Here is a 26,159-nt window from a genome sequence, read left to right as displayed (position 1 = left end):
AAGAATCTTTTTTGTCGTTTATGGGTTGAAGCATAAAAAAACAGGTAATGATTTCCGATATAGGAGTGGAGGCCTATAAGAGGCACGTTAAAAAGTTTTCTTCTGAATTTTAAGATGCAATGAGGTGCAGGTAATGATTAAGCTGAATACAGTTGAAATAATCGAAATTATAAAGAAGCAAATCCCTAAGGTTATGAACATCAAGCCAGTGGAACTCAAGTTTACGGATGATTTTGGACGGACCTCGCTGGCAGCGACAGAACACAAATTTACGCTGACGAACCAGCATTATTCTGCCAAGGTGATGGATTGCGTGTTAGAAACACAAGTACGCCCCATTTTAATGTGCGAAATTATTTATTTTCTAAAATGCGAGTTTATTGACGGACATGTTGATGTACGACTGGATTATGAAGCATGTTCTGAGGAAGGGCGAGGACCGGTTGCTTCAGCCGTAATTACCTTTGATCATGCAACAGAGCTGGGAGTCGAGGAACTGGCCGATCTGATTGACTTGGCGCTTCATATGAACGATAAAACCTGGTTTGAAGAACTCTCCAGCCAATATGTCAAAACCAAAGCAGGAGCTTCTATTTGATAACTTGCTTTTTTTAGAAGTCGGTGCTAATATACGTAACAAGTTTAATGTTAATTCAATTAAATAAGAGCAAGATCCTTCGGGGCGGGGCGAAATTCCCCACCGGCGGTGATGACATGTTTGTGGATCGTTTTTGTGAGAAACAGCATGGCTTAGTCCGTGACCCGGATGCTGAATGATCGGCAGAAGGTGGACCTGGTGCAAATCCGGGACCGACAGTATAGTCTGGATGGGAGAAGGATACGAAGCGCATGTGACGTGACATGTGCCAATTTTTAGCATACCCAATTGTGCGTACGGCTTATTTCGTTGTAGGACAGCATCGGGCGATAGCTTGCTTAAGCTTTCTTTTTGATGGTGTTCAGAGCGTATTTGGTTGTATCCTCAGTCATGCTTTCTATTGGCAAACCTATGATTTCATGTCGTCTTAAGATGCATATGAACTGCGCTTGTATACTACAAATGTGACTCTCATCACCCCCATGACGGATTGAATCCGAACTGGGGGTTTTTTGCGCTTATAGCTGATGAATTAGGGATAAACTGAATGTAGTGGAAAGGAGTGAAGGCATGTTTACCGGATTGGTCGAGGAAGTGGGTCGCATTCAAACTATTTCCAAAAGCGGTGAAGCGATGGTGCTGGGGATTTCGGGTTCCGTGGTGTTGGGCGATTTGAAAATAGGAGACAGTGTCTCAGTGAATGGCGTTTGCCTGACGGCGATACAGATCGGTACGAAAGACTTTAAGGTTGATGTGATGCCGGAAACCTTTCGCAGCAGTAATCTGAAAGAGTTGAGATCAGGCAGCCGAGTCAACCTGGAGCGAGCGATGACGGCGAGCGGAAGGTTCGGAGGACATATCGTGCAAGGACATGTGGACGGGACGGGAACGATTCGCGGGGTAACATCAGATCAGAATGCAGTTGTGTTCGAAATTGAGCCTAAAAATCAAACATTATTTAAATATATTCTTCTCAAAGGGTCAATCACAATTGATGGTATCAGCCTCACAGTCGCACAGCGTACGAGAGATACCTTTGCCGTATCCATTATTCCCCACACCTTATCCGAAACGGCCTTACAAGCCAAACGTGAGGGAGATACCGTCAATATCGAATGCGATATTTTGGGCAAATATGTAGAACAGCTTTTAAATTACAGAGGTGCAGCGGAGGCGGAGAGAGTAGAAGAAGCTCCTCTCAGTTTGGACTATTTGGCGAAACACGGCTTTGCCTGATATTGAAGGGTAAGCCTGTTTAGGAGCATTCGTGGCACAAGACATAAGGAGGAAAGTGTTATGGATAGAGGTAGCCAAACAAGTGCAATGGCAAACGTCATAGAGCATGGCGAGTTGGAACATGACGAAGAGATTCGTTTGGATTCCATCGAAGCAGCGTTGGAGGACTTAAAAAACGGTAAAGTTGTTATTGTGGTGGATGATGAACAGCGCGAAAATGAAGGCGATTTTATCGCTTTGGCTGAAAAAGCGTCGCCTGAGGTCATTAATTTCATGATTACAGAAGGTCGCGGGTTGGTCTGTGTGCCAATTACACGACAAAGAGCCGAGGCCTTGGAATTGCATCCTATGGTAGAGCAAAATACAGATTTCCACGGTACTGCCTTTACGGTATCGGTAGATCATATGGAGACAACAACGGGTATTTCAGCGGCCGAGCGTTCCTTGACTGTACGCGCCTTGGCAGACGAAGCAGTCACAGGCAGTGATTTCCGCAAGCCTGGTCACATGTTCCCGCTGATTGCTCGCGATGGTGGTGTCTTGCAGCGTGCTGGTCACACTGAAGCGGCTGTTGATCTGGCCCGACTCAGTGGCTTCAAGCCTGCTGGGGTCATTTGCGAAATTATAAAGGAAGATGGCTCAATGGCCCGCCTGCCTGATCTGGCAGTGGTCGCCAAGCGACATCAATTGAAACTGATCAGTATTCAGCATTTGGTGGACTACCGTCGCCGTTTGTCATTGTAAATAATTTAAATTAAGAGAGGTTGATTAATATGGCACGTTTTCTAGAAGGTAATCTTGTATCGAACGGTTTAAAATATGGTATTGTGGTGGGCAGATTTAATGAGTTTATTACGAGCAAGCTGTTAAGCGGTGCAATTGACGCACTTCAACGACATGGTGCACAGGAAGATGAAATTGATGTAGCCTGGGTTCCGGGTGCATTTGAAATTTCACTAATTGCGCAAAAAATGGCTGCAAGCGGCAAATATGATGCCGTAATTACGCTGGGTACGGTCATCCGTGGTTCTACTTCACATTATGATATCGTCTGCAATGAAGTGGCCAAGGGTGTGGCAGCGAGCAGCCTAAAAACGGGAGTACCTGTTATTTTTGGGGTAGTGACTACAGAAAACATTGAACAGGCTATTGAACGAGCAGGTACGAAGGCTGGTAATAAAGGTTGGGATTCAGCACTGGCTGCGATTGAAATGGCCAATCTCGGCAAGCAATTTTAATGATAGGAATAGCTGAATAGAACGGTATAAACTGCAAGGGGAAAAAAGGGATTGGATTGTTAAGCAAGGCGATGACGTATATACTACAGAAAGAGGGATTGATAACGCAGAGCATAAGTGCTATAGGGAAAGGTATTGTTGAATGATGATTGGAGTAAGGCAGGGGGAAGCACATTGACAGTCGTAAACTACAAGCTGGAAACATTCGAGGGTCCGCTGGATCTACTGTTGCATCTGATTGATAAAGCCGAAATCGACATTCAGGATATCCCGATTAGCGATATTACTGATCAGTATATGGCTTTTTTGCACAGTATGCAGGAGCTGGAACTGGACATTACGAGCGAGTTTCTGGTGATGGCGGCGACGCTCTTATCCATTAAGAGTAAATTGTTGCTTCCCAAGCCACCTGTGATGGAATATGACGATTTGGATTTTTATGAGGAAGAGGATTATGATCCACGTGAGGAACTGGTCCGCAAGCTGGTGGAGTATCGTAAATATAAAGGGATTGCTCGCCATCTAAGTGAACGTGAGTGGGAGCGGAGTCTAATTTATGGCAAAGAGCCAGAAGATCTGAGTGCATTCCTGCCCACTGAACCCGTAAATCCGGTGCATGGGCTGCATGCAAGCGATTTGGTCGCAGCCTTTCAGCGTGCTTTGCGCAAAGCAGAACGACGTACGACGGTAACCCGTGTTCATCGGGACGAAATTTCAGTCAAGGACCGTATCCGGCAAGTTATCGGGGCTTTAGAGATGGTGGGGAATGGAGGACGGCTGCTGTTCTCCAAGCTGATGCATGAGGATATGTATCGGCATGAAGTGGTTGTGACCTTTTTGGCTATCCTTGAACTGATGAAAATGAAGCAAATTTTCTGTTATCAGGAGAAGCTTTTCGATGATATTGTAATGGAGTGGAGAGGGGATTTACGGGTTAATGGATTATCTGAAGCTGAAATCAATTATTGAGGGACTGCTGTTTCTAGCAGGAGAGGAAGGGTTGTCCACCAAGCAGATCGCCGACATTGTAGAGCAGCAGCAAGAGCTGGTTGAACAGTGCCTGGAAGATATGAAGCAGGACATGGAGCAGGGGGGAAGAGGCCTGCAACTTGTCCGTATTGCCGGTCATTATCAGCTTGCAACTTTATCCGAACATGCACCTTACTTTGAAAAGCTCGCATACTCTCCGGCACGTGCGTCACTGTCTCAAGCTGCTTTGGAGACGCTGGCCATTGTGGCCTACCGCCAGCCCATTACAAGAGTTGAAATCGAAGAGATTCGGGGGGTTAAATCCGAGCGGGCCATACATACACTGGTCAACAAGGAGCTCATTGAAGAGAAAGGTCGAGCTGAAGCCATCGGACGGCCGATATTGTACGGAACGACGAAATCATTTTTGGATTATTTCGGTCTGGGCTCTCTGGCAGATCTACCGCAACCGGAGCTGTTCGAGAATTCGGACAATTTGGAGGAAGAGACTCAATTATTGTTCGAGCGTCTGGAGAGTAGCCAGCCTGCGGCCAACGATCTAGATCTTGAATTCCAATAAAGTTGCTCCGGATCTTGCGGCTCACTTATGTAAAAGTTCAAACAGACAGCCAGTCCTCATATCGTTGGGGGCTGGCTGTTGGTATTTTAAGATGCATGATTTTCCGGCGAACGGTCATACTATTTTTGCCATGATATTCTATAGCAAAAAGGTAGGGAGGACACGCCAGTGTGGAAATGGATCAGTATCGCCATCATCGTCGTTATATTACTTGTACTGGCAGTTCTGCTCTCTCGTATTCGTTTGAAGCTGAATATTGCCAAACATGACAATGATGATCGGGCGCATCTAGAGATCAGATTTCTATACGGGATGATAAAAATGAATTACGATGTGCCGGCCATTCTCATAACAGGGTTGAAAAAAGGGCTTCTCTATCGGCTAGATCGCAACAAAAACATACATAAAACGGATGCTTCCGTGGATAGCGGTAATATTGATACAGTAAAAATCAAGCAATTTATACATGATATACGGGTTTTGCTCAAGGGAACGAAATCCTTTAATAAATGGTTGCGACATACATTGGCACATGTGACGATGTCCAAAGTGGAATGGTCTACCAACATTAGTCTTGCTGACGCGGCATATACAGCTACCTCAACTGGTATTTTGTGGGGATTAAAAACAACCTTGATCGGTTATGCTTCAAGCTTTGTACGCATGGATTGTACCCCTAAGCTGTATGTTGTGCCCTATTGGGTGGATCGCTTGCGTTTTACCACCACTTTGAACTGTGAAGCAAACGTATCGCTCGGCTATTTAATGTTCTCCATGCTCATCTTATCTTACCGCATATGGCGCGTTCCGGGTGGACCGGAGGCATGGAAACGGGTTTTTTTCAAAAAAAATGCGGCGGATCGTCAAGCTAACAATGAATGATAAACAGTGGAGAGAGGTGAGACTCAATCCTTTCTGAACTATCGAATGACATACATATTTCCTTGAACCCCTGCGCACAATAGCGAAAGAAAAGGCAGTCTACGCTTGAGATAAGCAGAGGAGGAATAAATCATGTCAGATCACCCGATTCAAGGGCTCATGCAAACCGCAATGGAAAACATCAAAGCCATGGTAGACGTGAATACGATTGTAGGAGACGCAGTGGAAACACCCGATGGTTCTGTTATTTTGCCAATCAGTAAGGTGGGATTTGGTTTCGCTGCCGGGGGAAGTGATTTTAACGTAGACGAAGAGGCACTTCATACTTCTTCGGCGTCGGGTAATCATAGCGGGAAGGAAGGGCATCCTTTTGGAGGCGGTAGCGGTGGTGGTGTATCTATTCATCCCATTGCTTTTCTGGTTGTTGGCAAACAGGGGGCACAAATCGTTCCATTGGACAATCAAACGCATCTGATTGAGAAGCTGATTGACTCCACGCCATACCTGATTGATAAGGTTCAGTCTATCTTCCGGAATTCAGGCGGCGACTTGCAGACTCCCCCCCCACAGGTACCTGTAGATGTTGCTACGGATCACAGTAATTCTGGCCCGGCTTACTTGTAAAAGTTATTGAAATTAAAAGCATTCTCTCAGGAAGGTATCCCAAAGCCGAGTATAGGCTAAGGAATACCTTCTTTTCTGCTTGTACTTGGGCCTATCCCCGAATAAACTGCCTTCCCCCAATGACAGCATGTATTTGGTGACAGTATTCCAGTTGATACAAAGTATGCAGCGAGGAGATTTCATTTTTTCGATTTCCTTCGGCAGCAAACTGCGATAGGTAGATGAAGTCCGGATAGATCACTTCATCCGTCAAATAAGCAGATACCGTGGCTTCCGGTCGACGATGTTGATTCAGGGAATCGATAATACCCTTCGCCGGCAAGATGCCAATCCCATGTCCATAAAACAAGTCTTCCTTCAGCTTAACGACATTTTCTCCTTTCCATTCTAATGTTTCAGGCGACACATCAGGATTGTTGAAATACAGAATATCGCCAGGAGCCGCTTTATGACTTCCTTCCTGCTGTATGAGCCTGAGGTCGCTGTCATAGTGCCAGTCATACAGCAGCATATCTGCAAAAATCCGATTAAACTCACTTTCCAGAATGGAATCCAGCACTCCTTTGTACAGCACAATAACCATAGCTGTTGCACATTCAAAAGCGTATTGATGTCCGTTTAAAAAGATATCTCTGATCCCCTGTGCCGGTGTGACACCTGCTTTGATCTGAAAGCCACCTTTTTCCGTTAAATCCCAAAAATGCGGGTTGCAACGTGCGGTAGCAAAAGTGGCAAAGGATACACCGCTTCGATGCAATGCTTCTGCGGACTCTACAATCCGCGATCTTAAAATCATTTCAAACTGTAGTCGCTGCATGTTATAACCCCTCGATCCATATTTAACGTTTAGTAACTAATATATATGTGCTCAGGAGGGCATGTTGCTTGGTTTGTGTAGAAAGAAAGCGAAAAAGGAGCAGCTAATGGCTAGTCCTGTAAAAGGAATTTTCTGTTATAAAGGTGGACATACTTTGAACAGCTTGGACATAGAATGGTACAAGACTTGCTCAAAACCGGAGGAATCCAAATGTTTAAAAAAAAGCAACACATTCACGCGGACCACAGCCATTTCTTGAATAAGGCACGCGCATTTGTTTTGCCGCTGGTACTACTGCTTATTTTATCATTGCCGCTTACGTTGCTAAGTCCGCAGTCCGTTCGGGGAGCGATAAAAACAGAAGTAGCGCCGCCCGCATTAGGAACCCATGCACAGGCTGCTTCTTTAATTGATGTCACATCAGGAAGAATCATTTATTCTACCGAAGGTGACCGGGAGCTACGTATTGCCAGCCTGACCAAAATTATGACAGCGATCGTGGCTATTGAACATGGACGCTTGCAGGACCGGGTAAAGGTGAGCCCAACCGCGTATGCCAAAGAAGGGTCCTCGCTTTTTCTGCAAATGGGTGAACAAATGTCATTGGAAAATATGCTGTACGGCTTAATGCTCCGTTCTGGTAATGATGCCGCTTCTGCCATTGCTGAGCATGTGGGGGGGACAGAAGAGGGATTTGTTCATTTGATGAACGACAAGGCGGTTCAGCTTGGGCTAAGCCATACACATTTTGCTAATCCGCACGGGCTGGATGCCGAGGGACATTATTCCTCAGCCAATGATATGGCCCGGCTTACTGCTTATGCGCTGCATAATCCAACTTTTGCACGTATCGTAAAAACAGAATTGAAAAAAGCACCGAATCCCAACGACTCTTGGGACTACTCATGGCACAATAAAAACAAAATGCTGCGGCTGTATGACGGAGCTGACGGGGTGAAAACAGGCTTTACCAAAAAAGCGTTTCGCTGTCTGGTCAGTTCGGCTACACGGGACGGTCGCCAGCTCGCTGCTGTTACCTTGAATGACGGGGACGATTGGAACGATCATGCCCGTATGCTTGATTACGGATTCCGATATTATCCGCTCATTCCGATTACGGACAAGCAGCAACCTATCGATGGTTACCCACTATTAACAGGTACAAGCTTTGCCTATCCTTTACATGATGGCGAGAAAACCCAGTTGCACAAAAGACTGGTGTTGTATAAAAATTCCGCTTCTGCCGATAGAGCGGACGTATCTTTTGGCTTACGAGGACGGGTTGAATTCCTTTTGGAAGGTAAACTTATCGGTTCTGTTCCTGTGTATGCAAAAGGTAGTAAGCTGCCTGCTCAAAATACCGTACAGCCACAGAAGGAGACTCCAACTGCACAAGAACCTGCGAACAATACTCAGCAACGAGGTTGGACGAGCAGATGGAACGAAATCCTTAAAAATTTGTTTGGAGCATAGGGCAACCAGGAAATAGAGCTGTACGTGTCACATCATTGGGAAAAGGAGGAATCAGCCATGATTCATCTCATATGGGTGGCTTTGATTTGTATTGGATTTGTATTTGCTGCCGCGCAGGGAAATATTGAGGTGGTGACGAAAGCGGCTTTTGACGGGGCAACTACGGGGGTTACAGTGTGCTTTGGACTGATAAGTGTGCTGGTGTTCTGGATGGGCATGATGCGGCTGGCTGAAGATGGCGGGCTCTTACAGAAAATATCCAAGCTTCTTTCTCCTTTGGTTGCCTTTCTCTTCCCTGATGTTCCGCGTAATCATCCCGCTATGGGTTACATTTTGTCCAATATGAGCGCCAATCTGCTGGGCCTGGGGAATGCAGCCACACCGATGGGAATCAAGGCGATGCAAGAGCTGCAGACGCTCAATCCAGATAAGCAAACCGCCACACCAGCCATGTGTACGCTACTCGCCCTGAATACAGCCAGTATTACGCTTATTCCTACGACGTTGATCGCGATACGGCTAAATTTTCATTCCGCACATCCGGCAGAAATCGTCGGTACGACACTGGTAGCGACCGCAATAGCCACCTTTGCTGCAATTGCGGCGGATCGTTGGTACCGTAGTCGAGAATTGCGCCGCCGTCCTCCAGCGATTCCGCCGTCCCAGTCATCCTTGGCGCCACTCGCCCCACCAGCACCAACACCAACATCAACATCTACTGCCTCTTCAACGACGTTGCCCGCATCTTTACCTGCCGTTCCGCGAACGGGAATCACGGCTGCCAAGGGCAGGGACACCACTTGGAAAGGATGAGGGAGGCATGCTTAATTTTATAAACCTCGTATCGACTTGGGCCATTCCGGTTATTCTCGCTTTTATTCCTTTATATGCATATGCTAAAAGGGTCCCTGTCTACGATTCTTTTGTGGATGGAGCCAAAGACGGATTTTCTACCGCCATCAGCATTATTCCTCATCTCGTAGGCATGATGGTGGCAATTAGCATTTTTCGAGCATCCGGCGCCTTGGACTATTTGATCTCTTGGGTTACCCCTTGGATTAAACACTGGGGTGTACCGGGCGAGATATTGCCTTTAGGTTTGCTTCGTCCATTGACGGGCACTGGCTCACTTGCGTTTACGACGGATCTAATTCGCACCTATGGCCCGGATTCCATGATCGGTCGGATCGCTTCAACGATTCAGGGCAGCACAGACACGACGCTATATGTGCTAACTGTATATTTTGGTGCGGTAGGTATCCGCAATGGACGGTATGCTTTGAAGGTAGGACTATTTTCAGATGTGGTTGGTTTTGTGGCAGCCATTGCGATTTGCCTGCTTGTATTTTAATTTCTGCATCGTTTTTTGAACGGGGGTTGTGATTTTGCTCATGGATGGGTATCATTAGCATGAGGTGAATTAGCGAACATGGAAAGATTGCAGAAAATATTGGCCCAAGCTGGTGTAGCTTCCAGACGTAAATGTGAGGAGCTTATTCAGGCGGGTAGCGTGGAAGTGAACGGGGTTGTCGTAACTGAACTGGGAACGAAGGCAGACCCTGATCAAGATATGATTACGGTAAAGGGACGCCCGATCAAAACCGAGAAAAAAATCTATTTGATGATGAACAAACCTAAAGGGGTCATTACGAGCGCTTCCGATCCGGAAGGCCGTAAAATCGTGTCAGACTATCTGAAAGGCGTTAAGGAACGCGTATATCCGGTGGGACGTCTCGATTACGACACCGAAGGACTGCTGTTGCTCACCAATGATGGCGAGTTCGCCAATCTGCTGACCCATCCCAAGCATCATGTGCCCAAGACATATGTGGCAACAGTCAAAGGCGTTCCACATGGTACTGAGCTGGACAAGCTGAAAAAGGGAATCGTGCTGGAAGATGGCATTACTGCACCAGCCGAGGTAGAATATAAAGATGTAGATCCGAATGGTAAGGAGTCTGTGATCCAGATTACCATTTATGAAGGCAGAAATCGCCAAGTAAGACGGATGTTTGAGGCCATTTCACACCCAGTCATCAGACTCAAGCGGATAGCCTTCGGAGATCTTTTGCTACAAAACTTGAAGCGCGGTCTGACCAGACCCCTAACCAAGGACGAAATCAACCGTCTCATTCAACTTGCCAAATCAGACAACACGAAAAAGAAACGGACAGGACGGGGGTCATAACCCCGGCCTTTTTGGTGTAAAGAGACTGTTGGATGAGAGTAAAGTTTGACCAAGCACGGGAAAATAGTAAAATAGAGAGAATGCTTTTTTTAGCGAAGGGGCTGGGAATATGTCAGAACAAAGCAACCGCATATTAATTGTAGATGATGAAGAACGCATTCGACGCCTTCTGCGGATGTATCTGGAAAAAGAAGGATATGCAATTGACGAAGCTGAGGATGGCGAGATTGCCCTCCAAAAAGCGACTGCAAGCGATTACAGCATTATTTTGCTCGATGTGATGCTTCCAGGGATGGATGGGATTGAGGTGTGTACACGGCTGCGTCAGACCAAAGCTACACCTGTGATTATGCTGACTGCCAAAGGCGAGGAAGTGAACCGTGTACAAGGCTTTGAAGTCGGAGCTGATGATTATGTGGTTAAGCCCTTTAGCCCGCGAGAAGTCATTTACCGGGTGAAGGCGATTTTACGCCGTTCGTCGGAAACTGCCTTTTTAACGAAAGAGGCGGTACCCAGCAATAGTATTGTTTTTCCGAATCTTATCATTGAGCATGATGCGCACCGGGTAACTGCGGGTGGGATTGAAATCAGTCTCACGCCTAAAGAGTACGAGCTGTTGCATTATTTGGCGGTGTCACCAGATAAAGTCTTCTCACGCGAAGAACTGCTGAAAGACGTTTGGAATTACGAATTTTTTGGTGACCTGCGCACTGTGGATACGCATGTGAAACGGCTTCGTGAAAAGCTGAATAAGGTATCGCCAGAGGCAGCCGCTATGATTACGACCGTGTGGGGCGTAGGTTATAAGCTGGAGGTTCCAAAATAACGTGAACTTCTGGAGATCGCTGGTAGGCAAGCTGTGGATCACCATCATTTGCCTTGTAGGCTCTGTGCTTATTTTTTTAGGGCTTTTTTTATTGCCGTACATCAACAGAAATTTTGCGGCGTATGAATCGACGGAAATCAAGCATTTGTTCACCTATACATGTATAGTCGGATTTTTATTGACGACCTTTTTTGCCCTATTTCTTTTTACTAAAATCACACAGCCTATGCAGCTGTTGATTCAGGCGGCGAATGCCATTCGTGAGGGAAGGTATGATACTCGGCTTTCGCTGGTGACCAGTGATGAAATTGGAGAACTGGCGAAAACTTTTAATCATATGTCTACGGAACTGGAAGCAACGATCCGCAGTCTGAATGAGGAGAAAAACCATTTATCCAGCGTACTGCGAAGCATGTCTGATGCAGTAATCACCTTCGACAGAAGCGGACAAATCATCTTGACGAATCCGCCGGCACAAAGTTTGCTGAATATCTGGGAAAAGCTGGAGTGGCAGGAACGTGATCTGGAGGAGTTTGGAGCTTCTGTACCTGAGCCTTTGCAGTCTCTGTTCCATACCGTTATGGACAGGGGAGAGGATGTCGGAGACTATATCCATGTCAAGAAGGGCTCCTGGTCGGTGCAGATGGCGCCTCTGTATACGGATAATGCAATCCGCGGTGCAGTAGCTGTGCTTAGAGATATTACGGAAGAAGTGAAGCTAGAGAAGATGCGGAGCGATTTTGTGGCCAACGTATCTCATGAAATCCGTACACCTTTATCTATGATGCAGGGCTACAGTGAGGCGTTGCTGGATGGTATGGCGGGTTCACCAGAAGAATCCGAGGAACTGGTGCAGGTCATCCATGATGAGTCATTACGCATGGGAAGGTTAGTCAAGGATCTGCTTGATCTGGCCCGAATGGAGGCTGGTCATACAGACATGCACCGACAGGAAGTGGATGTGAACGAGTTGATCGAGCGTGTTCACCGTAAATTTACGGTACGATCAAAGGAACAGGGACTGACACTCGATTACCATGAGCATGGCCAACGTTTGCTGCTGCCTGAGGCAGATGAAGACCGATTGGAACAGGTATTGACCAATTTGCTGGATAATGCATTTAGACACACACCCGGTGGGAAAAAGGTTACTATTGCGGCGGATCGAATTTTGGGAGAACGGCATGAGTTAATCCGTATTCGGATTAAGGATGAAGGTGTAGGCATTGCCAGCGAGGATCTACCTTATATTTTCGACCGCTTTTACAAGGCAGATAAAGCCAGAGTACGTGGTGAGGATAAAGGGACTGGCTTGGGGCTTGCTATTGTCAAGAATATTGTAGAGGCTCACGGAGGCTCTGTCTCTGCTGCCAGCGTATTGGGGGAAGGGACGGAATTTACTATTTTGCTGCCCATCTCCAGCAAAACTAAGCTGGGTCTGTAACAGGCTTATAAGCCCAATCTGATATACCCCGGTTTGCAGGCATCCTCGGAAGAGGGTGCTTTTTGTTGAAAAATCAACATTTATCTTGTTCAACGTGGAACATCCTGTTTCAAAATGATTACTCACATGATAGATAACTCGGTATAAGAAAAAGACGCCTGGGTAGCCAGGCGCCTCTCTTTATTATAAAACCATGGACTTCTCAATAGGGTCTGGAACTAATCTAGCACTACTTCTTGGGCAGTATTTAGTTCTGGCAAACCAACGAGTTGAATAAGTACGTCTTTCGGCACGGCTTTATCGACGGTCAGGATCATGATAGCTTCTCCGCCGACAATTTTACGCCCTACTTGCATAGAAGCGATATTGACGCCGTTCTCCCCAAGCAAGGTGCCGACACGACCGATAATGCCTGGTTTATCATTGTGCGAGATGAGCAGGAAATGAGCTTCCGGTGCCACGTCTACTGGGAACTGGTTCAACCTAACAATACGTTCGCCATAGCCTGCCAGCAGGGTGCCAGATACACGTTGCTCTTCGCCGCTCTGCGTTTTGAGTGTAACGGTAATCAGGTTGGTAAAACCCTTGGTGGCGGGCGCCTGAGATACGACAAGATGGATGTCACGTGTTTTGGCCAGATGTACAGAGTTTACAATGTTCACATCGCTGCCCAGATGACGGCTAAGTACGCCTTTCAAAATATACCGTGTCAGCGGCTGTGTATCCACAGAGGACAAATCGCCAGCGTAATCTACCTGAATTTCACGTACAGCCTGATTCGTGATCTGAGCGGCAAAGCTGCCCAGCTTCTCTCCAAGCGAGAAATATGGCTGCAATTGCGTCATGACGTTGGATGGTACTGGAGGCATGTTGACCGCATTTTTAAAAGGCTCATCACGCAAAATATGCAGCACTTGCTCGGACACGTCGATAGCTACATTCTCCTGAGCTTCGACAGTCGAGGCACCCAGATGTGGTGTAACGATAATTTTCGGGTGGCTCAGGAATGGGTGGTCCTGTGCTGGCGGCTCTGACTCAAATACGTCAAAAGCTGCACCGGCAACGATACCTTCATCAATGGCTTCAACAAGAGCCATTTCATCGATAACTCCGCCCCGGGCACAGTTGATAATGCGCATTCCTTTTTTCATCACTTCAAACTGTGGACGAGCAATCATATGTTTCGTTTCCGGTGTTAATGGTGTGTGTACGGTCATAAAATCTGCGTTGCGGATAATTTCATCCACGCTCGCAAGCTTAATGCCCAGCTTCTCAGCGCGTTCTTCCGTTAGAAATGGATCATAGCCGAGGATACTCATGCCAAATGCTTTGGCACGTTTAGCCACCTCACTGCCGATACGTCCCATGCCGAGGACTCCAAGTGTTTTGTTACGCAGTTCGACACCGAGGAATGTTTTACGATCCCATGTACCGCCAATGGTTTTGGCATATGCCTGTGGAATATGACGTGCTAGAGCCATCATCATCGCAAAAGTGTGCTCACATGTCGTAATCGTGTTGCCGTCAGGAGCGTTAATAACGATAATCCCGCGTTGTGTTGCTGCTTCGAGGTCGATGTTATCCACTCCGACCCCAGCTCGCCCTACAACCTTGAGGTTCTTACCTGCCGTCATGATGCGTTCGGTTACCCGAGTTTGGCTTCGAACGAGTAATGCGTCATAGTCACCAATAATTTGAACCAATTCATCCTCGCTGAGACCTGTGTTCTTGTCCACCGTGACATCGTCTGCATCCATCAGTTGCTGGATGCCCAGGTCACTGATTGGATCGGATACTAACACTTTAAACATTTGGTTTCCTCCTCAAAGTTAACTTCTTTTATGGACAGGATGCACTTCAAACTGAAATACATTCCATAAAGAACATGAAAAAACTTGAAATGCTTCTAAAAGTACAGGAGAGCGGTGTGAAATACTAGTGTGATAACGCATTGACGCAGAAAAGGGATGGAATAGCATTATGCACCAAACTAACGACCAAAAGTCTTATGCGGAGACGCTTTGCGGTTTTCGGGCATCAAAAAAACCCCCGAATCACATACTATCTCCATAGTAAGGGACGAGAGTTATCGTGGTACCACCCTAATTCGCAGCCATTTCGCAATGGACTGCCTTCAGCGGTCATAAAATGACCGAAAGGATAACGGTTTTCTGCCGATTGCATCTAATGCCGGGAAATATTCCCCAGACCTCGGTGCAATAACTCAGGAGCGCTGAAAGTAGTTACTTCGTCACCGGCTTCCACCCAAGCACCGGTTCTCTGAGGACGAAATCAATACCTTTTCTCCATCATTGTTGTTGTCGCTAATAATTTTTTCATAATGTATCATGGCTTACATGGGCATGTCAATAGGACATGCGACATGTGAGGATAGCAGGCTAGATATATAGCTACAGAATGCGGAAAATTAAGATTTAAGTCTTCTTGAATCCGCCCGACTTTTTGGCTATGATGCTAAAGAAGACTATGCAGAGGACTAACTAACTATGAAAAAGCTTAAAGTGAAATGGAAAAGAGCGCAAATTCATGAATTGAACGACCGCTTGCTGCTTTACAATTTGTATCTAACTCAGGGGCTGACCCTGCTGATTGGCGCAATCTGGATATTTTTTCAGAAAAGAAATTTGTTAGAACTATTTGCATTGCCGAACACTCTGCACGTCTTATGGTGGGGATTGGGATTGGCCGCCGCTATGTTACTTGTGGATCTGTTGCTATCCCGGATTATGCCTGAGGATGCTATGGATGACGGTGGTATTAACCAAATGCTATTTCAAAATCGTCCGGTTTGGCATATTATTTGTATAGCAGCTATCGTTTCTATCTGTGAGGAACTCTTGTTCAGAGGTGCGATTCAGTACAGCTTTGGTCCTTATTGGACAAGCATTTTATTTGCGGTGATTCATATCCGATATTTACGGCATTGGATTCCCACTGGCTGGGTTTTTCTTAGCAGTTATGGATTGGGCTACATATATGTGCAGACCGGTAGTCTGTGGGCACCGATCATTTGTCATTTTGTGATTGACCTTATATCTGGTTTAGCGTTACGTTTTCGGAGGTATGAAGAATGAATCAGGAACTTAGCAGAGTGCAGACCTATGGTAGCCGTCGAAATGGTCGCAAAGGCAAGGAAGAGGACAGGTCAAAATCTAAACCAGTTCGCTCCCGTGCTTCACGGCCCGTGCCAGAATTGGCTCACGTTGCCGCTGCACCAGAAGTTGCTGTGACGATGGAGGGTGACACTCCTGCCAGTGAGTACCGAACGCGGGCAGAAATGTTTCCGTCCCGCCGTATTCGGGTAAGCAAGTGGTTTTTAAATTTTTTGAGCACTCTTTTTGTGCTGATTACTGCAGCATTACTGTGGTGGGGCGTCAAGGGTGCACCACCCATCAGTGAAATGCTTTGGTAATATAAAGTTATTATGGACGTCTGTGCTTAGGTCAAGGCGCGTAATGATACGGCGAAAAGGCCTCCATCTCCACATGAATAACGGAGAATGGAGGCCTTTATTGCATCATCTATAGTTAATCCGGAGTATACGCAAGTGTCTACTAGCTAGCAGGAACCTCAATCCCTTGCGGATCGACAAATTGGTAACCCTTTTGCTCAAGGCGCGTCAATAGACTGTCCAGCGCCTCAGCTGTCCATGGCAGTTCGTGCATCAAGATATTGCTGCCTGGATGAAGTTGTTCTGTTACATTTTTGAGAAGTGCCTCCGTTTTATTAGGCTGATTCTTTTTCATTGTCCAGTCCAGAGAACCGACGGACCATGTCATGTATAGGAGACCGTTTTCCTTAGCGACCTTGCGACCTACATCCCCGCCTGCACCATGAGGGGGGCGGAAGAAGACGGGGGCTTGGCCTGTAATGTCCTTAACAGCTTTTTGTACCGTTTCAATCTGTTTTTTGACCTCGGGCTCAGATTTATTCTTCAGCACGATGTGATCCCAGCTATGGTTGCCGATGGGCTGTCCACGGTCATGGATAAGCTTAAGCAACTCAGGATGCTTTTTTACACGGTAACCGTTTACGAAGAAAATTGCTTTCGCTTTGTGTTTGTCCAGTACATCTATGATTTTGTTAATCATGGCTGCTTCCTTAGGACCATCATCAAAGGTCAATAACACGACTTTTTTTTCGGTACCTTGTTGGTCAGGGATTACATTGTAAGCTTTGTCCAAGTGATACATTTTGTTATTGATAGTTGCAGATGTCGCAGCTCCTGTTTCGTTGCTTTCGCTGGTTTTATCATTTTGTGCATTGGTTTTATCCGCTGAGTTATGTTCATCACTGCCTGCTTGCTTACTGCTGTTTTTTGGGGAAGAGACGTTGCTCTGATCTTTGGCGCTGTTACTTGAGTCAGATGCTACCGAATCCTGCTGGTTGCTTGTTGCCGCAGATTCAGGCTTGGTTGCAGTGCAAGCACTAAGCAGCAGACATGCGGTGAACAAAATGGCTGCTGTTTTTGTACCCATTATTTCATCTCACCTTCCTGTATTTTATACCGTATGAGTTTGTCACTACTGACGAACACTATGCTTGATTCTACCACAAAGGGAGGTTCTAATTGTGAAAACATCTTCATTTTTCCTGGGAATCGTTTTGGGCGCTGTCGCAAGCTCTATGATCTCCCGTAACCGCAACATGTTGGGCTTATCTATGGACATAGGTGGAAAAAAAGGCGGCAATTTAGTGCAGCAAGCCCGCACTAAAATGATGGACGCGGCATTCCCCGGGATGGGCGAGATTACGCTCAATAAAGAAGACACCCATAAGGATCAAGACCATCATTCACAAACAGATAAAACCGCTTATAACGCCCATACTGCCAAGAACAAAGAAGAGAATATGAAGTTGATTAAAGACTTCATCAGCACAAGTCCCGATGTTAAACGTGAGGTCGAGCAAATTTTGAAAGAAACTCATACAGCCGTACCGGGATTGTAACCCAGAAACCTTTATTCCGAATCATTTTGCGGCTTTTTTGTAAAAGCCGTTCAAATGATTCTTTTTTTTATCTTTTTATTGCGTGCATTTACGATTATAAAATGATAACATGATTACATAGAACCATTTTCATCACAGGCATCATAATTGCATCATAATCTGTTAATAACACTCGGCTGCCAGGAGGAGGGTCCAGTATGAAAATAGAAAGATTAAGTCAGGACAAGATACGGATTTTCCTTACCTTTGACGATTTGAGCGAACGCGGTATTCAAAAAGACGATATGTGGCAAGAAATTCCTAGAGTTCATGAGCTGTTTACCGAAATGATGGATCAGGCATACAGTGAGCTGGGCTTCGACGCCACGGGACCGTTAGCTGTCGAAGTCTTTGCGCTTCCTGCTCAAGGAATGGTTGTTATCGTCACTCGGGGTAAATACGACCATCAACAGTATGGTTCGGGTCCCGATGAGGAGCTTCCAGAGGAAGTCTACGAAATGGAAGTCACGTTGGAGCATAGTGATTCCATCGTTTATGCGTTTAGCGATTTCGAAGTACTCATAGAAGCGGCTCATATGCTTCGTAGCAACACTACGGAAGCAGGTAAGCTGTATCATTATAGAGGAAAATGGATTCTGCATTTGGAACCAGAAGAAGTAGAGGAGTCCAAGCTTGCCGCTTTAATCGCGGTTCTTGCTGAATTTGGAGAAGGCTCATCCGTTACACCAGCTATGTTGGAAGAGTACGGCAAACTGGTCATTCCTGAACAGGCAGTTGCTGTCATCTGCACTCATTTTGACAGCCGTTCTTGATTCGTTTTATCAAAAGTGATATTGAAGTGAATTTGTCGGCTCTGCGCTGAAAGCAGAGCCGACTCATTTTTATGGAGGGATGATCGGTGCTTCTGTTTTCAGTTATAGCGGCAGCCACAGCGCCGGGTCTCGCCTTATTGATGTATTTTTACTTGAAGGACAGGTATGATTCGGAGCCACTGCACATGGTTATTAAAGTGTTTTTGCTCGGCTTTTTGGTGGTTCTTCCTGTCATGATTTTTCAACGAGGGCTGCTGCTTTGGCTAGGGGATCACACGTTAATCCAGGCGTTCGGCATTTCAGCCGGAGTGGAAGAGTTTTTTAAATGGTTTCTGTTGTATCACATCATCTATAATCATACCGAGTTCGACGAGCCTTATGATGGTATTTTGTATGCGACCGCAGTCTCACTCGGATTTGCAACGGTTGAAAATCTGTTATATGCCTGGGCGGGCCATGCTTCGGTTAGCATGATGCTGATGAGATCATTGCTACCGGTATCCGGTCATGCGATGTTTGGCGTAATGATGGGCTACTACATGGGGAAGGCCAAGTTTTCAGAAGGCTTGAGGAGCAAATACATGTTGCTGCTGTCATTGGTGCTTCCATGGTTCTGGCACGGAGTATACGATTTGATTTTAACGAAATTTTCGCATGACTGGATCTGGTTTATCATTCCACTTATGGCCTTTCTATGGTATGGAGGAATGGCGAAGATCAGTCGGGCTAATAACCGTTCTCCTTTTCGTTTGTTAAAACGGGAAGAAAAGGTTAACATGTAACAAAATGGGACACACTGATCTGACAAACCTGTTAGAGAAAGAGGTGTCTTTTTTGCGTATAAAAGTTAGAATTCATTGTAAAAGATGCGGAGAACGCTTTGTGCTGAGAGGACGCATAGAGCAAGGACAGATTCAGACCGGCTTTAAACGCTGTATTTGCGATAACTGTGAGTTTATTGTTGAAGTCATGGAAAACCATGCATAAGAGAGCTTTCTTCTTGTCACACTATCGGTAGTGTACTTGAAGAAAGGAGACTCCCAATATGTATAAGCGACTTAGTTCCGTATTGTTCCCGGTGGTTACCCTGATGATGATAGGAGCATTTGTGTGGGGTTATCAGCAAAGCCAGATGAGAAAAGAGGTGTCTCTTCAGGCAAATAGCATGTCGATAAAAGCGGAAAATCAATACCAGCGTGCGTTTCACGATTTGTCGTTTCATATGGATCAGCTGCATTCTCAACTCGGTAACGCGGTTGCAGTCCATAATACTTCACACGCGATGCACCGCAAATGTTTGATGAACGTGTGGAGGATTACAAGTGAGGCTCAAAATGAGGTTAATCAGTTGCCCCTCAATGTAATGCCTTTTAATCATGCTAAAGATTTGCTGTCACATCTATCTGCATTTTCGTATCAGACCGCTGTCCGTGATCTGGATCACGAGCCTTTAAACGAGAAAGAAATTTCGAACCTGAAAACGTTGTATAACAATTCCAAAGAAATTTCGAAAAACATGCAGGAAGTGCAGCAGAAAGTCATTAGCAAAAATTTGCGCTGGACGGATGTGGATATGGCGGCAGGTTCTCAAACTGGGCCGAAGGACAACACCATTATTGATGGCTTTAAAACCGTGGACAAAAAGGTGGAAAACTATAAAGAGCTGGATTGGGGACCGTCTGTAGCCAGCATCTATGATAAACGCTCTGTGAAAAAATTGAGTCTCCCGCCAGTAAATGCAGAACAAATTAAACAAAATGCTGCTGAATTTACAGGAAAACCGGAAAGTCAGATCAGGGTGAACGAAAACGGTAAAGGAACGGAATGGGCATCTTATACAGCTACCCTGCTAAATAAGAAGCAGCCTGTGGCCAGTATGGATTTTACGAAAAAAGGCGGCAAGCTTATTTCTTATCATGACATGAGGGCAGTAGGTCCTAAGAAAGCAACACGTAATGAAGCGATTCGCTATGCTAGTGAATACCTTGAACAAAAAGGTTACAAAGACATGAAGCCCGTTGCGTATGATGAAAGCGGGAATTTAGCTAACATTACATTTGTGAGCCAACAAGGGGATGTGATTATCTATCCAGAAAAAATCGCAGTCAGATCAGGCCTTGATAACGGACAAGTGATCGGTTTTCAAGCCAGTGATTATGTGTATGAGCATAGTCATCTCCGCCGCATACCGCAAGCGAAATTGAATTTGAATGCAGCACGAGCAAAATTGAATCCTGAGTTTCGTGAAACTTACCACCGTAAAGCCTTAATTGAAAATGAACTTTCGAATGAAGTTCTCTGTTATGAATTTGGTGGTAAAATCAATGGTTCCGTTTACCGGATATACATTAACGCCAATACGGGGATGGAAGAAACGATTGAAGAGGTTAAAGATTCAGATGAACCTCAGGTTACTGCAAGTAATGCCTAGTTGATTACATGAAAATGAATCAATAGTCACTCTAAACCTCCTTCATGAAGGAGGTTTTTTGTGCTTTAGTCATAGATCAAACAAATATTATGCTTAATATAGGCACAAAGTCGTGGTATTATATACCTTAATTAGAGCTTTTAATGGACAAGGATGGTGGATCATTTGTTTCCCAAAATTAATGATGTGTTATACATACAAGTGGCAGGTACTGACCATAAGGACGAGATTTTTGAATTTAAGTCTCGTATTGCAGAAGAGGAGTCACAGAACTTTTTAATTGAAATTCCTATGTCACAAACAAGTGGGCATTTGAAAAAATTGTTTCTAGGGGAAGAACTGTCTATATTTTTTATGAGCGAGGGTGGGATTAAAAATTATTTTAATACCCACGTTACGGGTTTCAAAGAGGATATCCTCCGGATGATTCGTATCCACAAACCTGCTCCAGACAGCATCAGCAAAATTCAGCGTCGAAACTTTCTTCGGGTTAAGGCCAACTTGGAAATTGCTGTAAAGCATGGTGCGGACGAGTCCAGATTTGTAGCAGAGACACATGATGTAGGAGGCGGGGGTGTTTCTTTTCACACCCAGGGAACTCATCATCTTGAAGAAGGAGAATCATTGTCTTGCTGGATTTTAGTTCCATATAAAAACGGTACTCAGGAGCATGTTCCGTTCCAATCTGAAATTGTGCGCATTCAGCAGATGGAAAACGGTCGCAAACTCATTATGCTGAAATATGAGGAAATCGCTGATCAGGAGCGCCAAAAACTGATTAAATATTGCTTTGAAAGACAGCTGGAATTCCGGGGGAAATCTTAATCATCCGAAAATTTTCTTTTTTAGTAAACCTGTCGCTTATTTTGCATCGCCTATAAATGTGTGGTATAATTTTCACGTCGCAGGCAATGCCTGCTTTTTTCTTGAGGTTAGGTTAGGAGGAATTCCCTGTTGGCAAGGCAACATGTATCTTCAATTAACAAAATAAATGTAGCCATTGATGGACCTGCTGGTGCAGGGAAAAGTACAGTGGCCCGCTTGGTGGCGAAAGCACTTTCTTATGTATATGTAGATACTGGAGCCATGTACCGAGCAGCAACGTGGTACATGATGCGTAAGGAAATTCCTGCAGAAAATGTACAAAAAGTGCTTCAACATATACCTGAGCTGGTGATTGAATTAGTACCGGACCCCACAGGCCAAAAGGTTTATTGTAACGGGGAAGATGTAACCACTGTGATCCGTTCGATGGAAGTGACTAGCAACGTGTCACAGTATTCAAGTATTGCTGGTTTACGGACACGTTTGACTGAAAACCAGCGTGAGATGGCTGCACGCAAGGGTGTCGTTATGGATGGTCGCGATATTGGAACAACTGTACTTCCCGATGCGGAAGTCAAGGTGTTCATGACCGCAAGTGTTCAGGAACGTGCCTCCCGCCGTTTTAAAGAACTGAGCGAAACTGATGATATCACTCTGGAGCAACTGGAACGTGACATTGCGGCACGTGACAAGCTTGACGAGGAGAGGGAGGTATCTCCGCTTCGTTGCAGTGAGGACGCCATCGTGCTCGATACGACCCAAATGGGCATTCAGGATGTCGTTGATATGATCGTATCTTATTGCTTAACGGAGAAGGATGGAGAGATCAGCCAATGATATATACTGTATGCGCCAGTATTTTGCGTCTCATTTACCGCGTTCTGTTTAGACTTGAGGCGGTAGGCAGGGAAAATGTTCCTGCTGAGGGTGGAGTGCTGTTGTGTTCTAATCATATTAGTAATCTTGACCCTCCTACAGTTGGTATTTTGCTGAAAAGAAAGGTTCACTTTATGGCAAAAGCCGAGCTGTTTAATGTTCCTGTACTGGGTCCACTAATTGGGAAACTGGGAGCTTTTCCAGTCAAACGTGGCGGTGTAAGTAAGGAATCCATTAAGTTGGCATTGAACATTTTGCGTGATGGTAAGGTTATGGGAATCTTTCCCGAAGGTTCCAGAGGAGCTGGGGGAATCGGTAAAAAGGGTGCTGCAAGCTTTGCGCTACGCAGTGGAGCGGCTGCCGTTCCGGTCGCCATTATTGGTGATTACAAGCTTTTCCGTAAAACGAAAGTGTTATACGGTAAACCTGTCAATTTGGAAGCTTACCAAAAGGGTGCCGATATCGAAGGAGATCCACTTGAACTGGCAACAGAAGCAATTATGTCTCGTATTCGCACGATGAAGGAAACGGGTAAGCCTACGAATAACTGAAAGGCTTGTATGAATTGTGTCTAAGCTCGGAAAACTAGAACAAAAGTTTATTTATGTTTTGAACTCTGCCATGCGCAGGTTTAAATAAATGGTTTTTTTTGAATTGAGGAGGGTATTGACATGTCGGAAGAAATTAAAAATCAAGAAGCTGCTGAAGCGGCAAATCAAGACGAGCTCGATCAAATCGTCTCCCTGAAAAAAGGTGACACCGTTAAGGGTACAATCGTGAAATTGGAAGATAACCAAGCGGTAGTAAGCATTGGATATAAATACGATGGAATTATTCCAATTCGCGAGTTGTCTTCTGGTCTGGATAACGCAGAAGAAGCAGTACAAGTAGGCCAAGAGGTTGAAGCTAGAATTATCAGCATTGACGATGGCAAGGAAAAACTTGTTCTGTCCAAACGTGCAATCGACAGTGAAAATGCTTGGGAAAAGTTGGAGCAACTGTTCGAAAGCAAAGAAGTATTTGAAGTCGTTGTAAATGATGTCGTTAAAGGCGGCATCGTGGTAGACGTGGGTCTGCGCGGATTTATCCCTGCATCCATGGTAGAACGTCACTTCGTAGAAGATTTCAGTGATTACAAAGGCCGCACATTGCGTGTTGTTGTAAAAGAACTGGATCGTGAAAATAACAAAGTGATTCTTTCTCAAAAAGACGTTCTGGAAGCAGAATTCGAAGCCAACAAGCTTAAAGTAATGGCTGAGCTGAAAGAAGGCCAAGAAATCGTAGGTACGGTTCAACGTCTTACTCAGTTCGGTGCTTTCGTAGATGTTGGCGGCGTGGATGGTCTTGTTCACGTATCTGAAATTGCTTGGACTCATGTCGATAAGCCTTCTGATGCAGTTTCTGAAGGAGACCAAGTGAAAGTAAAAGTCTTGAAAGTAGATCCTGAAAAAGGAAAAATCAGCCTGAGCATGAAAGCTGCACAGCCTGGTCCTTGGGAATCGGCTGCTGGACAATTCAACAACAATGACATCGTAACAGGTGTTGTAAAACGTCTGGTTAACTTCGGCGCATTCGTTGAAATCGCTCCTGGCGTGGAAGGTTTGGTTCATATTTCCCAAATTTCCCACAAACACATTGGAACTCCACAAGAAGTTCTGGAAGAAGGGCAAGAAGTGAAAGTTAAAATTCTTGAAATGAATCCTTCCGAAAAACGTGTTAGCCTGAGCATTAAAGAAACTGAGGAAGCTCCTGAAGCTGCTCCTAAAGCAGAAAGAGCACCACGTGCATCTCGTGCACCTCGTGAGGAACTGAATAATCCTAACGTTTCCCTCAATAATTCCGGTCTGAGCATCACGCTCGGCGAGCGTTTTGGCGATAAGCTGAACAAATTTAAATGAGTTTAAATCAATACATTTTATAATATGCATAACGTACACCATCGGCGGACCCAGAGGGTTCGCCGATTGTTGTTACGTGACCATATCGCCAATAGGTATGTTTTTTGCTATGATGATAGCGGAAGAATTGACAGGAGGAGTGAATTTATGGCAAGACCCGTTGTGGCTATCGTTGGTCGTCCGAATGTGGGCAAGTCCACTATTTTTAATCGGATAATCGGGGATCGTTTGTCCATCGTGGAAGATAAACCCGGAATCACTCGTGACCGTATATACGGTATATCGGAGTGGAATGGTAAATCCTTCAGTATTATTGACACCGGCGGCATTGAGATTGATGGTGAGGATGTCATTTTAAAATCCATCCGTATGCAGGCCGAACTTGCAATAGAAGAAGCAGATGTAATTGTATTTATGAGTGATGCGAAAGCAGGAATTACACAGTCAGATGAAGAGGTTGCTCAAATGCTATATCGTTCGGGTAAACCGATCATCGTAGCTGTCAACAAGGTGGACAACCTCAGTCGCGCCGATCTGATTTATGAGTTTTATTCTTATGGATTTGGTGATCCAATCGCTGTTTCTGGTAGCCATGGTACAGGGATAGGCGATCTGCTAGATGCCATTACATCCAATTTGCCTGAGCTGGAAGAAGATCACTATGATGAAGACGTTATTCGTGTTGCCTTGATCGGCCGCCCGAATGTAGGTAAGTCTTCACTGGTTAACGCCATTCTGGGAGAAGAGCGGGTTATCGTTAGTGACATTGCAGGTACGACACGTGATGCAATTGATACACCTTTTGAAAAAGACGGTCAAAAGTATGTACTGATTGATACGGCAGGTATGCGTAAACGTGGCAAGGTATATGAAACGACCGAAAAATATAGTGTAATGCGTGCCATGCGTGCTATTGAGCGTGCAGATGTTGTATTGGTCGTTATTAACGGCGAGGAAGGCATCATTGAACAGGATAAGCACATTGCTGGCTATGCTTATGAAGCGGGTAAAGCATCGCTGTTTGTCGTTAACAAATGGGATGTCGTGGACAAGGACGACAAAACGATGCATCAGTTTGAAACGAAAATTCGCGATCACTTTTTGTTTATGACATATGCTCCGATTGTGTTCTTGTCTGCAAAAACGAAGCAACGCCTGCAAAAGCTGCTTCCTGTTGTACAGCATGTGGCACAGCAGCATGTGTTGCGTATTCAGACACATTTACTGAATGATGTAATTTCCGATGCGGTTGCCATCAATCCTCCACCAACAGACAAGGGACGTCGTCTGCGCATTAACTATGTGACCCAGGTTGCTGTTAAGCCGCCTACGATGGTTGTATTCGTAAACGATCCAGAAATAATGCACTTCTCGTATGAGCGTTATCTGGAGAACAAAATCCGCGCCGCCTTCAATTTTGAAGGAACTCCAATTCGAATCTTTACACGGCGCAAGTCTGACGAAAGTTAGG

28 protein-coding genes, 1 riboswitch and 1 other annotated feature are annotated in these 26,159 nt (G+C 45.4%); of the genes, 25 read left to right on the top strand and 3 right to left on the bottom strand.

The window, feature by feature from the left end; translation table 11 throughout:
* The first annotated feature begins 133 nt into the window (after positions 1 to 133).
* The 8 genes from MHH57_RS14760 (at position 134) to ytfJ (ending at position 6,127) form a co-directional block, all read left to right on the top strand.
* Positions 134 to 598 (top strand): IDEAL domain-containing protein, encoded by a 465-nt coding sequence (locus MHH57_RS14760; RefSeq protein WP_029517301.1) that lies wholly within the window; start codon positions 134 to 136, stop codon positions 596 to 598.
* A 71-nt stretch (positions 599 to 669) separates the two neighbouring features.
* A riboswitch (FMN riboswitch) is annotated at positions 670 to 843 on the top strand.
* A 325-nt stretch (positions 844 to 1,168) separates the two neighbouring features.
* Complete coding sequence (ribE, locus tag MHH57_RS14755; protein ID WP_342418461.1) at positions 1,169 to 1,834, top strand: riboflavin synthase; 666 nt, start codon at positions 1,169 to 1,171, stop codon at positions 1,832 to 1,834.
* A 60-nt stretch (positions 1,835 to 1,894) separates the two neighbouring features.
* Positions 1,895 to 2,578, top strand: a complete 684-nt coding sequence (gene ribB / locus MHH57_RS14750; RefSeq protein ID WP_080710688.1) for a 3,4-dihydroxy-2-butanone-4-phosphate synthase — start codon at positions 1,895 to 1,897, stop codon at positions 2,576 to 2,578.
* Positions 2,579 to 2,607: 29 nt separating this feature from the next.
* The gene (gene ribE, locus MHH57_RS14745; RefSeq protein WP_023989205.1) at positions 2,608 to 3,072 is read left to right on the top strand and encodes a 6,7-dimethyl-8-ribityllumazine synthase; all 465 of its coding nucleotides are present in this window, start codon (positions 2,608 to 2,610) and stop codon (positions 3,070 to 3,072) included.
* A gap of 174 nt (positions 3,073 to 3,246) precedes the next feature.
* Positions 3,247 to 4,041, top strand: a complete 795-nt coding sequence (locus tag MHH57_RS14740) for a segregation/condensation protein A (protein WP_029517304.1) — start codon at positions 3,247 to 3,249, stop codon at positions 4,039 to 4,041.
* On the top strand, positions 4,010 to 4,621 hold the full coding sequence (gene scpB / locus MHH57_RS14735) for an SMC-Scp complex subunit ScpB (RefSeq protein ID WP_165147027.1): 612 nt from the start codon (positions 4,010 to 4,012) through the stop codon (positions 4,619 to 4,621). Before MHH57_RS14740 ends, scpB begins: the two co-directional genes overlap by 32 nt.
* A 168-nt stretch (positions 4,622 to 4,789) precedes the next feature.
* The gene (locus MHH57_RS14730) at positions 4,790 to 5,503 is read left to right on the top strand and encodes a DUF2953 domain-containing protein (protein WP_209947362.1); all 714 of its coding nucleotides are present in this window, start codon (positions 4,790 to 4,792) and stop codon (positions 5,501 to 5,503) included.
* A 132-nt stretch (positions 5,504 to 5,635) separates the two neighbouring features.
* Positions 5,636 to 6,127, top strand: coding sequence for a GerW family sporulation protein (ytfJ, locus tag MHH57_RS14725; protein WP_029517307.1), 492 nt, complete (start codon positions 5,636 to 5,638; stop codon positions 6,125 to 6,127).
* A 91-nt stretch (positions 6,128 to 6,218) separates the two neighbouring features.
* Here the strand turns inward: ytfJ and MHH57_RS14720 are convergent, their stop codons facing one another.
* Positions 6,219 to 6,944: a protein-glutamine gamma-glutamyltransferase gene (locus MHH57_RS14720; RefSeq protein ID WP_342434260.1), complete on the bottom strand. Its 726-nt coding sequence runs from the start codon at positions 6,942 to 6,944 to the stop codon at positions 6,219 to 6,221.
* 210 nt (positions 6,945 to 7,154) lie between these two features.
* On the opposite strand from MHH57_RS14720, the gene MHH57_RS14715 reads away from it, so the two are divergent.
* From MHH57_RS14715 to MHH57_RS14690, 6 genes are all read left to right on the top strand, one after another.
* Positions 7,155 to 8,417 (top strand): D-alanyl-D-alanine carboxypeptidase family protein, encoded by a 1,263-nt coding sequence (locus tag MHH57_RS14715; protein WP_165147018.1) that lies wholly within the window; start codon positions 7,155 to 7,157, stop codon positions 8,415 to 8,417.
* A 57-nt stretch (positions 8,418 to 8,474) separates the two neighbouring features.
* Positions 8,475 to 9,230, top strand: coding sequence for a nucleoside recognition domain-containing protein (locus MHH57_RS14710; RefSeq protein WP_342434259.1), 756 nt, complete (start codon positions 8,475 to 8,477; stop codon positions 9,228 to 9,230).
* 7 nt (positions 9,231 to 9,237) lie between these two features.
* The gene (locus tag MHH57_RS14705) at positions 9,238 to 9,768 is read left to right on the top strand and encodes a spore maturation protein (RefSeq protein ID WP_209947369.1); all 531 of its coding nucleotides are present in this window, start codon (positions 9,238 to 9,240) and stop codon (positions 9,766 to 9,768) included.
* A 78-nt stretch (positions 9,769 to 9,846) separates the two neighbouring features.
* Entirely contained in the window at positions 9,847 to 10,605 is a 759-nt protein-coding gene (locus tag MHH57_RS14700) for a pseudouridine synthase (protein WP_023989197.1), read from the top strand.
* Between the two features lie 109 nt (positions 10,606 to 10,714).
* On the top strand, positions 10,715 to 11,431 hold the full coding sequence (locus tag MHH57_RS14695) for a response regulator transcription factor (RefSeq protein WP_029517311.1): 717 nt from the start codon (positions 10,715 to 10,717) through the stop codon (positions 11,429 to 11,431).
* Position 11,432: 1 nt separating this feature from the next.
* On the top strand, positions 11,433 to 12,875 hold the full coding sequence (locus MHH57_RS14690; RefSeq protein ID WP_342434258.1) for an ATP-binding protein: 1,443 nt from the start codon (positions 11,433 to 11,435) through the stop codon (positions 12,873 to 12,875).
* A gap of 218 nt (positions 12,876 to 13,093) precedes the next feature.
* On the opposite strand, the gene serA is transcribed toward MHH57_RS14690, so the two are convergent.
* Positions 13,094 to 14,686 (bottom strand): phosphoglycerate dehydrogenase, encoded by a 1,593-nt coding sequence (gene serA, locus MHH57_RS14685; RefSeq protein ID WP_013310756.1) that lies wholly within the window; start codon positions 14,684 to 14,686, stop codon positions 13,094 to 13,096.
* A gap of 261 nt (positions 14,687 to 14,947) precedes the next feature.
* Positions 14,948 to 15,197: a binding site (T-box leader), on the bottom strand.
* 185 nt (positions 15,198 to 15,382) lie between these two features.
* On the opposite strand from serA, the gene MHH57_RS14680 reads away from it, so the two are divergent.
* Both MHH57_RS14680 and MHH57_RS14675 read left to right on the top strand, forming a co-directional pair.
* Positions 15,383 to 15,970: a type II CAAX endopeptidase family protein gene (locus MHH57_RS14680; protein WP_069012705.1), complete on the top strand. Its 588-nt coding sequence runs from the start codon at positions 15,383 to 15,385 to the stop codon at positions 15,968 to 15,970.
* On the top strand, positions 15,967 to 16,308 hold the full coding sequence (locus MHH57_RS14675) for a hypothetical protein (protein WP_029517314.1): 342 nt from the start codon (positions 15,967 to 15,969) through the stop codon (positions 16,306 to 16,308). Before MHH57_RS14680 ends, MHH57_RS14675 begins: the two co-directional genes overlap by 4 nt.
* 142 nt (positions 16,309 to 16,450) lie before the next feature.
* On the opposite strand, the gene MHH57_RS14670 is transcribed toward MHH57_RS14675, so the two are convergent.
* Entirely contained in the window at positions 16,451 to 17,374 is a 924-nt protein-coding gene (locus MHH57_RS14670) for a polysaccharide deacetylase family protein (RefSeq protein WP_029517315.1), read from the bottom strand.
* 94 nt (positions 17,375 to 17,468) lie between these two features.
* On the opposite strand from MHH57_RS14670, the gene MHH57_RS14665 reads away from it, so the two are divergent.
* The 9 genes from MHH57_RS14665 (at position 17,469) to der (ending at position 26,158) form a co-directional block, all read left to right on the top strand.
* Positions 17,469 to 17,846, top strand: a complete 378-nt coding sequence (locus MHH57_RS14665) for a hypothetical protein (RefSeq protein WP_029517316.1) — start codon at positions 17,469 to 17,471, stop codon at positions 17,844 to 17,846.
* Between the two features lie 197 nt (positions 17,847 to 18,043).
* A complete protein-coding gene (locus MHH57_RS14660; RefSeq protein ID WP_013310751.1) occupies positions 18,044 to 18,658 on the top strand; it encodes a genetic competence negative regulator in 615 nt (204 codons plus the stop codon).
* Between the two features lie 86 nt (positions 18,659 to 18,744).
* Positions 18,745 to 19,440, top strand: a complete 696-nt coding sequence (gene prsW / locus MHH57_RS14655; RefSeq protein ID WP_029517317.1) for a glutamic-type intramembrane protease PrsW — start codon at positions 18,745 to 18,747, stop codon at positions 19,438 to 19,440.
* Between the two features lie 263 nt (positions 19,441 to 19,703).
* Entirely contained in the window at positions 19,704 to 21,089 is a 1,386-nt protein-coding gene (gene ypeB, locus MHH57_RS14650) for a germination protein YpeB (RefSeq protein WP_340885743.1), read from the top strand.
* A gap of 165 nt (positions 21,090 to 21,254) precedes the next feature.
* Positions 21,255 to 21,914 (top strand): flagellar brake domain-containing protein, encoded by a 660-nt coding sequence (locus MHH57_RS14645; protein ID WP_342434257.1) that lies wholly within the window; start codon positions 21,255 to 21,257, stop codon positions 21,912 to 21,914.
* A 129-nt stretch (positions 21,915 to 22,043) separates the two neighbouring features.
* The gene (gene cmk / locus MHH57_RS14640) at positions 22,044 to 22,751 is read left to right on the top strand and encodes a (d)CMP kinase (RefSeq protein WP_342434256.1); all 708 of its coding nucleotides are present in this window, start codon (positions 22,044 to 22,046) and stop codon (positions 22,749 to 22,751) included.
* Positions 22,748 to 23,341 (top strand): lysophospholipid acyltransferase family protein, encoded by a 594-nt coding sequence (locus MHH57_RS14635; protein ID WP_029517321.1) that lies wholly within the window; start codon positions 22,748 to 22,750, stop codon positions 23,339 to 23,341. Before cmk ends, MHH57_RS14635 begins: the two co-directional genes overlap by 4 nt.
* A 120-nt stretch (positions 23,342 to 23,461) precedes the next feature.
* Positions 23,462 to 24,688 (top strand): 30S ribosomal protein S1, encoded by a 1,227-nt coding sequence (rpsA, locus tag MHH57_RS14630; RefSeq protein WP_029517322.1) that lies wholly within the window; start codon positions 23,462 to 23,464, stop codon positions 24,686 to 24,688.
* A gap of 147 nt (positions 24,689 to 24,835) precedes the next feature.
* Positions 24,836 to 26,158, top strand: a complete 1,323-nt coding sequence (gene der, locus MHH57_RS14625; protein WP_013310744.1) for a ribosome biogenesis GTPase Der — start codon at positions 24,836 to 24,838, stop codon at positions 26,156 to 26,158.
* Position 26,159 lies beyond the last annotated feature (1 nt).

The organism is Paenibacillus sp. FSL H7-0442, assembly GCF_038593105.1.
GTDB classification, from domain to species: Bacteria; Bacillota; Bacilli; order Paenibacillales; family Paenibacillaceae; genus Paenibacillus; species Paenibacillus polymyxa_D.
This window is presented reverse-complemented; position numbering and strand designations above follow the sequence as displayed.